The organism is Gemmatimonas aurantiaca (assembly GCF_037190085.1).
Classification (GTDB): Bacteria; Gemmatimonadota; Gemmatimonadetes; order Gemmatimonadales; family Gemmatimonadaceae; genus Gemmatimonas; species Gemmatimonas aurantiaca_A.
The window spans coordinates 275,092-282,749 of the sequence record NZ_JBBCJO010000011.1; the positions used below are offsets into that span (position 1 = coordinate 275,092).

The 7,658-nt window shown below is 66.9% G+C and carries 5 protein-coding genes; 3 read left to right on the forward strand and 2 right to left on the reverse strand.

Annotation, left to right across the window (positions count from 1 at the left end; translation table 11 throughout):
- Positions 1 to 31: 31 nt before the first annotated feature.
- A complete protein-coding gene (locus WG208_RS14680) occupies positions 32 to 2,524 on the forward strand; it encodes a PBP1A family penicillin-binding protein (RefSeq protein WP_337172131.1) in 2,493 nt (830 codons plus the stop codon).
- Between the two features lie 58 nt (positions 2,525 to 2,582).
- On the opposite strand, the gene WG208_RS14685 is transcribed toward WG208_RS14680, so the two are convergent.
- On the reverse strand, positions 2,583 to 3,905 hold the full coding sequence (locus tag WG208_RS14685) for a DUF1501 domain-containing protein (protein WP_337172132.1): 1,323 nt from the start codon (positions 3,903 to 3,905) through the stop codon (positions 2,583 to 2,585).
- 76 nt (positions 3,906 to 3,981) lie between these two features.
- On the reverse strand, positions 3,982 to 5,952 hold the full coding sequence (locus tag WG208_RS14690) for a DUF1800 domain-containing protein (protein ID WP_337172133.1): 1,971 nt from the start codon (positions 5,950 to 5,952) through the stop codon (positions 3,982 to 3,984).
- A gap of 96 nt (positions 5,953 to 6,048) precedes the next feature.
- Here WG208_RS14690 and WG208_RS14695 point away from each other — a divergent pair, with 96 nt between their 5' ends.
- Complete coding sequence (locus tag WG208_RS14695) at positions 6,049 to 6,528, forward strand: hypothetical protein (RefSeq protein WP_337172134.1); 480 nt, start codon at positions 6,049 to 6,051, stop codon at positions 6,526 to 6,528.
- 253 nt (positions 6,529 to 6,781) lie between these two features.
- Positions 6,782 to 7,339, forward strand: coding sequence for a hypothetical protein (locus tag WG208_RS14700; protein WP_337172135.1), 558 nt, complete (start codon positions 6,782 to 6,784; stop codon positions 7,337 to 7,339).
- The last annotated feature ends 319 nt before the right edge of the window (positions 7,340 to 7,658 follow it).

Consider the following 7,658-nt stretch of genomic DNA (forward strand, 5'->3'; position numbering starts at 1 on the left):
GACTCACTACCAGGGTGCAGCCAGGACGACGATGGACATGCAACCTAACGGATCGCCCGCCGAGACGGTGACACCCGATGCTGCTGTTGACGAGGTGCGTCGTGATGCGTGTCATGATGCGCCTCCCGATGCCGCGCCGGCGTCGCGCGCATCATGGCGCGCCCGACTCGCGCTGGGCCGACGGATTGGACAGGTGAAAAACGGCATCCGGTTCGCACTGAGACATCCCGTGCAGCTGTTGCGCACCAGCCGCGCCGCGCGCCGTGTCCTGGCGTGGAGCATGGCGGTTGCCGGAATCTGGATGGTGGTGATGAGCACGTGGTGGTGGAGCTGCGGATGGCAGGGGTGTCCCACGCCCACACAGCTTCGCGCGTGGCGTCCCACCGAGGGAGGAACCCTGCTGGCCCGCGACAGCAGTGTGGTCAGTGCGCTGTCGGTGGTGCGTCGCGTGAACGTGCCACTCGCCCGCGTGCCCGATCATGTGCGGGCGGCGTTCATTGCCGTGGAAGACCGGCGCTTTCACGCGCATCAGGGTGTCGACTGGCGCGGTGTGGTGCGGGCCAGCGTCAGCAACCTGCGCGCCGGCAGCGTGCGCGAAGGCGCCAGCACCATCACCATGCAGCTCGCCCGCAATGTCTTCCTCGGCAATCGCGCCACCGAACGCAGCTGGGGACGCAAGCTGCTCGAATGGCGCTATGCGCAGTTGCTCGAAGCGGCGTTGTCCAAGGACGAGATTCTCGAGCGTTATCTCAACGCCATCTACCTCGGCAACGGGGTGTACGGCGTGGAAGCGGCCAGTCGTGATCTCTTCGGCAAGGGCGTGGGCGATCTGACGCTCTCCGAAGGCGCGCTGCTGGCCGGTCTGCCCAAGGCGCCCTCGAGTTATTCGCCGCGCAACGATCGCACCAAGGCACTGAACCGCCGGGCGGTCGTGTTCGACGTGCTCGAACGCGAGCAGGTGGCGGATGCCGCCGCGTTGCGTGCGGCCCGTCGTGCTCCGCTCAAGCTGGCGCGTCGGGAGTTCGTGCTCACCCGCACCGTCGACTCCTGGGCCGTCGAAGCCGTGCGCACCACACTCGATTCGCTGCGCGCCGCGGGCATCATTCCCCAGGCACTCAACGATGGGCAGCTCAAGGTCTGGAGCACGATCGACCGGAAAGCGCAGATCGCCGCCGAACGGGTGATCGCGGCCGGTGCCGGACAGATCGACGACGAGCGCAACGGCACCGGGTTTTCCGTGCGCAATGCGGGCGACCGCACGCAGGGGGCGCTGGTGGCACTCGATCCCGCGACGGGCGCGGTGCGTGCCATCGTCGGTGGACGGCGTCTCGAGCGCAAAGGCTTCAACCGGGCGCTGCGTGCGCGGCGTCAACCGGGTTCCACGTTCAAGCCGTTCGTGTACGCCGTGGCGCTGATGCACGGATACACACCGGCCAGCATGGTGGACGATGAACCCGTGGAGATCGGATCCGGACGCGATACCTGGCGTCCCGCCAACTATGGCGACGAGTATGCCGGACGCATCACGCTGCGTGATGCACTGGCCCGTTCGGCCAATGCGGCCACCGTGCGCGTGAGTCACGAAGTGGGCGTGCCGGCCATCGCGTCGCTGGCGCATGCGCAGGGCATCACCAGCGATCTGCCGCTGGTGCCGGCGCTGGCACTTGGCGCGGCGGCGGTCACGCCGCTCGAACTCACCACGGCCTATGCGGCGTTCGCCAACGGCGGCACACGCGTGGTGCCGCATCTCGTCGAACGGGTCGAAGATCAGTTCGGTCGTCTGCTGTGGGAGCGCAAGGCGATGACGGGAACCCGTGTCCTGCAGGCGCCGGATGCGTTCCTGGTGACCTCGCTGCTGCAGAGTGTCGTGGATCGGGGCACGGGACGCGCCATTCGCGATCTCGGTATCCGCGGGCCGGTGGCGGGAAAGACCGGGACCACCAACGACGGCACCGATGTCTGGTTCGTGGGCTACACCCCGACGCTGGTGGCCGGTGTGTGGTTCGGCGCGGATACGCCGCAACCGTTGGGGTGGAACGCGTCCGGTGGACGTCTGGCGGCCCCGGTGTGGGCGCGTTTCCTGCGCGACGGATGGCACAGCCCCGAACAGGACAGTCCCTGGCGTCCGCCACCGGGCATCGAATCGCAGCAGATCGATATCGGCACCGGCAAACTCGCCAGCGATTGGTGTGGACCGTCGCGTCGCGAATACTTCCGCACGGGCACGCAGCCCACCGCCTCGTGCGAGGACGAGACGCGTCTGGCCATGCGTGACGACGAGCCGCCCGACTGGCAGGACGATTGGCGCCAGGACGGTCTCCGTCAGGACGGTCTCCGTCCGGACGGTCTCCGTCAGGAGGGCCGACGCATCGATGCCGATGACATCAGCGCCGCCGTGGAGAATCTGCTCGAAGCGACACGTTCAAACGACAAGATCCGGCACATCACCGGCAAGGTGATGAAAGAGCTGCAGCGGGCCATCGAACGCGAGCGTCGTGCCCGGCGCGATCAGGAGCGGAACTGAGCGTCCGATCGCGCCGGTCGACGTGAACCTCCGGGAGGGATCCTCCGGCCGTGATCCTTCAGGCTTGAAGCAATCCGAGCCAGTCGCTGTGGCTGCCGGTGTATCCCGGAAAGAGCTGCGACAGGGTGTCGGCCCCCAGATGACGCGCGGTGACTTCGGAGAACACCGCGCGGAAGTCGGTGGTGAGCGCCAGATCGCGTCCTTCGTAGAGTTGTTCACGGGCCAGTCCGGGCCACGTGCCGAACACCTTGCGTGACGTGCGCAACGCGCCACCGATGACGAACATCGCCCCGGCGTGCCCGTGATCGGTACCGCCCGTGCCGTTCTGGCGCACGGTGCGGCCGAACTCCGAGCAGGTCAGGATCACCACGTCCTCCATGCGATCGCCGAGATCGGTCACCAGGGCGCCGATGGAGTCGGCAAAATCGGTGAGCCGATTGGCCAGCTGACCCTGCGCGCCGCCCTGATTGACGTGCGTATCCCACCCGCCCACGTCGGCAAACGCCACTTCGAGTCCGACGTTCGCCTTGATGAGCTGCGCGATCTGCAGGAGGCGTTGCCCTAACTGTGAGCGGGGATACCGCGCGTCGGCGGCGGGCCGATACTGCTGCGGGTTCGCGGCCCGCAGCACCTTGAGCGCCTCGAACATATCGCTGCCGCTGCCGTGAATGAGATCGGCGGACCCGGTGCGATACAGCGCCTCGAGTCGACGTTCCGCATCACCGCCGGCACTGCGGATGGAGAACTCGTCGATGGAGTTCATGGCCACCACGGGCGACGATCCCTCCAGGATGCGCGGCGTCTGCGTCGTCATGGCCACGGCGCGGAAAGGTGTCTTGCCGGCATTGACCGTGGCATCGGCATTGGCGCTGCCGCTGCGGCGGGTGTCTTGCACGGCACACGCTTCACAGGTGCCCTGAACCGCGAGATACCGATTGAGCCAGCCGTCCGGCGTGCCTTTGCGATCGGGCGTGCCGGTTTCCATGTAGTCCTGCGCGTCGAAGTGCGAACGGGTGGCGCTGGGACTGCCGACGGCGTGAATGGGCGCCAGCAGCCCCCGGTCCCACAGCGGCTTGAACGAAGCCAGCGATGGATGCAATCCGAAGAATCCATCGAGATCGATGACGCCCTGCGGGCCATTGGTACGGGCTGGTGTCGCGATCGCGAGTTGGGGCCGCGCGGCGTAGTACTCAGGGTCGCCGAACGGCACGAGCACGTTGAGGGCATCCGCCGCGCCGCGCTGGAAGAGCACGATCAGGGTCTTGCCGCGAGCGGCGCGGGGCAGATCCATGGCCAGCGCCGTGCGGCGCAGGAAACTCGGACTCAGGCCGAGGGTGAGGAGCGCCAATGCCCCGCTCTTGAGAAAGATGCGTCGTTCCATGTTCGTTCCGTGTGCGTCTGATGTTCGTCCGGTCAGTGAAGCGTCGCTGGCGATTCCGCAGAGTTGCCGTGGTGTTTCACCGGCGCTGGAATTCGGGCGCGCCCAGCGCGAGTCCCACGATCTGCGCGAATCCCGCGACACTGGTCTTCGTGTCACCGGATGCGCGGCGCTCGAGAAACGGATTGGTGCCCGTGAGCAGCACCTGGCGGGTATCGGTCGACGCGGCGCCGCCGAGCAGTTCACGGATCACGCCGTCCACCTGCTGTTCGCGCGGGAGCGAGGTCAGTGTTTTTGATGCCGGCCAGTTGGCGAGCTTCACGCCCGGCACCCGTCCGCCGGCGGCGGCCAGGCCGAAGTTGATGCGGTTGAGGATCGCGCCGGTGTTCATCCACGCGTCGCCCGTTTCCGGATATCCGTTGGGTGCCTGATGTCCGAAGATCGGTTGGCCGAGGCGACTCACGAGTTGCGCGGCGCGTGGGGTGGAATCGGGGGCCGCGTCCATGGCCCGCAGGGTGCTGACCACGAGTTCGAAGGGGGACTTCACCTTGGCGCGATAGGCATCGGCGCTGAAGAATTCCGGACTCGTGACGATGGTGCGCAGCACGGCGCGGATATCGCCATCGGTGGCGCGGAACGTGGCCGCGGCCCGTTCCACGAGGGCAGCCGGTGGTGTGTCGCTCACGAAGCGACGGGCGAGTTTGGTGGCGATGAACGTGGCGGTTTTTGGATGACGCGCCAGCAGATCCAGCACGGCCTCGCCTTCCTCGATCCCCCGGCCGGCGGGGAACGAGTGCCCCAGAATCACCTTCGCCCCGGCGTCGTGCACCTGCGGCCGGAAGACGAATGACCCACCCTGCGCTCCCCGATCGAGGGTCCATCCCGTGAGGGCGCGTGCCACTTCGATGACGTCCTGCTGTGTGTATCCGCCGTCCACGCCCAGTGTGTGCAATTCCATCAGCTCACGGGCGTAGTTCTCGTTGAGACCGCGGCGACGTGATGTGACCGGCGGCGGCATCGGCGGGGAATCGGACGTCGAATTCGGTGAGGTTGGGCGCCCGGCGATGCGGACGTTCGGACGCGCATTGGGACGCGCGTTCGGACGGGTACCGGGGCGGAGGCCGGGACGCATAGCGGCGCGAGGGGGCTGCAGCACCGGGCGCCCGCTGTCGGCCACGCTCTGCCAGTTGTCGAGGTAGTAGAGCATGGCGCCGCTGTGGGCCACGGCCCCGAGCAGATCGCGGAACTTGCCCAGGGCGTGCGGACGGATGACCTGGGTGTCGAATTCCGGCAGGTAGTACCGCACCCGATCCTTGCCGGAGAAGACGTTGAAGTGATTCTCCCAGAAATCCACCATCACTTCCTCGAGCTGGCGATCGCTCAGCACCGCGCGCGCGACGCGGCTCGAGGTGAGTTCGGCGAGCGGGAGACCGGCGCGGCGACCTTGTTCACGGATGCGGGCGGAGTCCTCCGCCGTCACCGTGCCACCCCGGCGCTGCTGTTCCCGCTGCAACTGCGCGAGGGCCTGCGCGGGCGGCGGATAGTCGGTATACAGTTCCTCGCTCGATCGGCGCAGCGTTTCGTAGTGCGCGAGGAAGGCCGTGGTCGCCGTGTCGGGGATGCGGTCGGGGTGCAACTGCCGGTCGATCCAGCGATCCACTCCCATCGTCCGGACGGCGGCGGCATCGCCCGGGCGCGGACCGAAGGCGAGGCGATTGAGCACCTGCTGCACCTGCTGGTCGGCCGTCTGTTCGCGGGCGGCCAGCAGGGCGGCGCTGGGTGGCTGGAACGATCTGTCGCGTGAGGTGGGTAGCGCGGATTCGGGGCGGGAGCTGCCGGTATTGCCGGAGGCGCAGGCCAGTGCCCAGGGCACGAGCAGGACCGACAGGGCCCGTGGCAGGTGCCGATGGCTCCCCGTATCGCGAGTGGGGCGTGTGTTGCGTGGGCGCTCACGCGGCGTCGCACGTCGTGTTCCGGCTGGTGTCGCGCTTGCTGTCGGCGCGTGCACCGCGGTGTATTGATACGCGGGGTCCGGGCTGCCCTGGTTCACGGCCTGCTCCGTTGAAGTCTCCTGAGGTCTCTCGATTGGACGCAACACGTTCCCGACGCGTTAATCGTCATTGTGCCGCCGCTTACTTTATCTGCCATGTCCGCCCTCCGACGGTTCTCCTCGCCCAGTGCGTTGTTCGACGCGGCGTTCGCCACCGGCACCCTGACGACCATCGCCACGGGCGGTGCGTTGCTCGGGCTCGGCTGGCGTGAAGGAGAAGCGGGCCGGGTGTTCCGGCTGGCCGGTCGTGCGTTGCTGGAGCGATTGGGATTTGCTTCTGCCGCCGCACCGCTGTCGTCGGTGGCGCTGGGGTATCTGCACCATCTCACGATTGCCACGGTGTGGGGTGTGGTGTTGGCATTGTTCGTCCTACCCTGGCGCGGGGTTGCGCGTGTCCTCGTGACCGTCGGAGTCGCTGCGGGGTATGTGCTGTTGGTCACCACTGTGGTGCCGGCACCGTTGCGTATCGGCTACGGTGTGACGGGAAACCTGTCTGCCGCGGTTCCTATCGGAGCTGCGTTGGCCGTGGCGTTGCTTGGCGGCGCATGGCTCTCCCAGGGTGAGCCAGATCGTTGACGCGGGTTCACGCGGTTTTTGCGTGGTATTGGTGACAGTTGTCACCAACAGCCCCCGGTCGTGACACGTTTGCAACAAGAGTGACGGATGTCGTGTCCGGCGTGAGTGCTGGCATCGACTATGCTGTATCCGACACCGTCCTCGCGTTGCTGATCCTCCGGTGAGACGTCTTCTGTACGTGGACGGCGCACGTGACAGAAGCGGCTTCCGGACATGCTGAAGGACAGCTGAACCTGAACCCAGGAGGGAGAATATGGACGTCCTCGTTCGACTCGAGGCTCGTCCGAGCGATTCGCCGGTACTCGCGCACGTGAACTCCATTCCCGTGCTTCCGTTCGGTACTCGCTCGCGGCGTGAAGTGGTGACGCTGTATGGTGAGGCAGACGCCCAGTCGTTGGCACTGGCGTTGGCCGCCACCGTGGAGAGCGAGCGGCTGGAAGCCGTGAGTGCAGGTGTCGTGCGACATCTTGGTGTGTGGCCGGACCGCGGTGCGGTCGGTGACTCGGCGTGGCGGGATGGCGCGACGGGCCGTTTGGTCACGCAGGATCTCGACATTCCGTTTCTGACGCTCGAAGCCCGTGCGGTGGAGCTGCTCGGTGCTTGTGGCCCGACGCTGCGTCGGGTGGCGGCTGGTCTGGCCATGCCGGATTGGCCCGAGGGCACGGAACGGGCGCTGAGCTTTTCGTTGATGTCCGCCACGGCGGCCAGCGGCGGAGCCGGCAATGTGTTCGACGATGACACCAAGGTGGAGAACTGGCTCGACTCGATTCGTGAGGCCGATGCCTTCACCTACGATGTGGAGGGAGACTGATCAGACCCCTGATTTGTCAGATGTAGGACTTGGTGGAGGACGCGGGCAAGCGCAGAGCGCTTGCCCGCGTTTTTTTGGGGGAGAGGAGGAGGACGGGAGCTGGAGGAACGGATTGCCCACGGGGGCTGAAGGAACGGGAGCTGGGACTACGGGAGCTGGGACTACGGGAGCTGGGACTACGGGAGCTGGGACTACGGGAGCTGGGACTACGGGAGCTGGGACTACGGGAGCTGGAACTACGGGAGCTGGAGAAACGGGAGCTGGACCCACGGTGAACCACGGGAGCTGGAACTACGGACCCGTAGGTCCCCGTGGTCCC